The sequence below is a fragment of the Marinibactrum halimedae genome, from assembly GCF_021234875.1.
In the GTDB taxonomy this organism is placed as follows: Bacteria; Pseudomonadota; Gammaproteobacteria; order Pseudomonadales; family Cellvibrionaceae; genus Marinibactrum; species Marinibactrum halimedae.
Genome location: NZ_JAJQVM010000072.1, coordinates 1 through 3,360, shown reverse-complemented (window position 1 = coordinate 3,360; position 3,360 = coordinate 1). Strand labels below are relative to the sequence as shown.

2 rRNA genes are annotated in these 3,360 nt (G+C 50.1%); both read left to right on the top strand.

Features of this window, described 5'->3' with window-relative positions:
* Positions 1 to 169: 169 nt before the first annotated feature.
* A 23S ribosomal RNA gene (locus LU351_RS20090) occupies positions 170 to 3,042 on the top strand.
* A gap of 175 nt (positions 3,043 to 3,217) precedes the next feature.
* Positions 3,218 to 3,333, top strand: a 5S ribosomal RNA gene (rrf, locus tag LU351_RS20085).
* The last annotated feature ends 27 nt before the right edge of the window (positions 3,334 to 3,360 follow it).

Genomic DNA, 3,360 nt, shown 5'->3' with positions numbered 1-3,360 from the left:
TTTTTAGGCGAGTGTGTATTTTTTACATGTACATACCTGTCCGGTGCAAATCGTTATTATTGTGAATTGATGAGAATCAATCTTTCTGTTGGTGAGTTGAAGGTCCTTTCAATCTTCAATGTTATTCATCAATAGATAAGTCGCAAAACAACAGTTGCTTGAGTTATATGGTCAAGCGACTAAGTGCACACGGTGGATGCCTTGGCAGTTAGAGGCGATGAAGGACGTAGGAGCCTGCGATAAGTCTAGGGGAGCCGGCAAACATGCTTTGATCCTAGAATTTCCGAATGGGGAAACCCACCCTTTTTAGGGTATCTTGCACTGAATACATAGGTGCAAGAGGCGAACCCGGGGAACTGAAACATCTAAGTACCCGGAGGAAAAGAAATCAATTGAGATTCCCTCAGTAGCGGCGAGCGAAAGGGGAAGAGCCGATCTTTGTTGTGTTAGTGGAATTTTCTGGAAAGTTAAGCGATACAGGGTGATAGCCCCGTACACGAAAACGCAGTGAAGACATATTAAGTAGGTCGGGACACGTGATATCTTGACTGAAGATGGGGGGACCATCCTCCAAGGCTAAATACTCCTAACTGACCGATAGTGAACCAGTACCGTGAGGGAAAGGCGAAAAGAACCCCGGAGAGGGGAGTGAAATAGAACCTGAAACCGTGTGCGTACAAGCAGTAGGAGCTCTTCGGAGTGACTGCGTACCTTTTGTATAATGGGTCAGCGACTTATTGTCAGTAGCAAGGTTAACCGATTAGGGGAGCCGTAGGGAAACCGAGTCTTAATAGGGCGTCAAGTTGCTGGCATTAGACCCGAAACCCGGCGATCTACCCATGGCCAGGTTGAAGGTGCCGTAACAGGCACTGGAGGACCGAACCGTCATCTGTTGAAAAAGATTCGGATGAGCTGTGGGTCGGAGTGAAAGGCTAATCAAGCCGGGAGATAGCTGGTTCTCCCCGAAAACTATTTAGGTAGTGCGTCATGTCTTACCCTCGGGGGTAGAGCACTGTTTGGGCTAGGGGGTCATCCCGACTTACCAACCCCATGCAAACTCCGAATACCGAGGAGTACAATCATGGCAGACAGACGGCGGGTGCTAACGTCCGTCGTCGAGAGGGCAACAACCCAGACCGCCAGCTAAGGTCCCTAATACCAGTTAAGTGGGAAACGATGTGGGAAGGCTTAGACAGCTAGGAGGTTGGCTTAGAAGCAGCCATCCTTTAAAGAAAGCGTAATAGCTCACTAGTCGAGTCGGCCTGCGCGGAAGATTTAACGGGGCTCAAACTGGTAACCGAAGCTGCGGATGCATTTAATGCATGGTAGGGGAGCGTTCTGTAAGCCGCTGAAGGTGTGTTGAGAAGCATGCTGGAGGTATCAGAAGTGCGAATGCTGACATGAGTAACGATAAAGGGAGTGAAAAACTCCCTCGCCGGAAGACCAAGGTTTCCTGTCCAACGCTAATCGGGACAGGGTTAGTCGGCCCCTAAGGCGAGGCAGAAATGCGTAGTCGATGGGAAACAGGTTAATATTCCTGTACTTTTTGTTACTGCGATGGAGGGACGGAGAAGGCTAGGCCAGCGTGGCGTTGGTTGTCCACGTTTAAGCTAGTAGGCTGAGATCTTAGGCAAATCCGGGATCTTAAGGCCGAGAGGTGACGACGAGTTCTCTTAGAGAACGAAGTGGTTGATGCCCTGCTTCCAAGAAAAACTTCTAAGCTTCAGGTAACAAAGAACCGTACTCCAAACCGACACAGGTGGTCAGGTAGAGAATACCAAGGCGCTTGAGAGAACTCGGGTGAAGGAACTAGGCAAAATGGTACCGTAACTTCGGGAGAAGGTACGCCGGTTTTGGTGATCAGACTTGCTCTGTAAGCTGAGGCCGGTCGAAGTGACCAGGTGGCTGCAACTGTTTATTAAAAACATAGCACTCTGCAAACACGTAAGTGGACGTATAGGGTGTGACGCCTGCCCGGTGCCGGAAGGTTAATTGATGGGGTTAGCTTAGGCGAAGCTCTTGATCGAAGCCCCGGTAAACGGCGGCCGTAACTATAACGGTCCTAAGGTAGCGAAATTCCTTGTCGGGTAAGTTCCGACCTGCACGAATGGCGTAATGATGGCCACGCTGTCTCCACCCGAGACTCAGTGAAATTGAAATCGCAGTTAAGATGCTGCGTTCCCGCGGCTAGACGGAAAGACCCCGTGAACCTTTACTATAGCTTGACACTGAACTCTGAGCCTACTTGTGTAGGATAGCTGGGAGGCTTTGAAGCAGCGACGCCAGTTGTTGTGGAGCCAATCTTGAAATACCAGCCTGGTATGTTTGGGGTTCTAACGCAGGTCCGTTATCCGGATCGCGGACAGTGTCTGGTGGGTAGTTTGACTGGGGCGGTCTCCTCCCAAAGAGTAACGGAGGAGCACGAAGGTTGGCTAATCCTGGTCGGAAATCAGGAAGTTAGTGTAATGGCACAAGCCAGCTTGACTGCGAGACTGACACGTCGAGCAGGTACGAAAGTAGGTCATAGTGATCCGGTGGTTCTGTATGGAAGGGCCATCGCTCAACGGATAAAAGGTACTCCGGGGATAACAGGCTGATACCGCCCAAGAGTTCACATCGACGGCGGTGTTTGGCACCTCGATGTCGGCTCATCACATCCTGGGGCTGAAGCCGGTCCCAAGGGTATGGCTGTTCGCCATTTAAAGTGGTACGCGAGCTGGGTTTAGAACGTCGTGAGACAGTTCGGTCCCTATCTGCCGTGGGCGTTGGAAAGTTGAGAAGAGTTGCTCCTAGTACGAGAGGACCGGAGTGAACGAACCTCTGGTGTTCGGGTTGTCATGCCAATGGCATTGCCCGGTAGCTACGTTCGGACGGGATAACCGCTGAAAGCATCTAAGCGGGAAGCCTCCTTCAAGATAAGCTTTCCCTGACTCCTTGAGAGTCCTAAAGGGCCGTTGAAGACTACGACGTTGATAGGCTGGGTGTGGAAGCGTTGTGAGGCGTTGAGCTAACCAGTACTAATTGCCCGTGAGGCTTGACCATATAACTGAAGAAACTGTTGTTAAGATTGCATCAGACGGAGTTTATGAGTGTATTTAGATACGCACGATACGCGAAAAGATAAGATAGTAAGTAAAAGCTTTACATTCATCACCTTATTTAAGTCAATCAAGGCGCTGAATTGATCAGATAAGACCTTCGAACTTAAGCCGAATTGCTTGACGACAATAGAGCGTTGGAACCACCTGAACCCATCCCGAACTCAGAAGTGAAACGACGCATCGCCGATGGTAGTGTGGGGTTTCCCCATGTGAGAGTAGGACATCGTCAAGCTTCTAATACTAGCCCTCTGGATCTTTG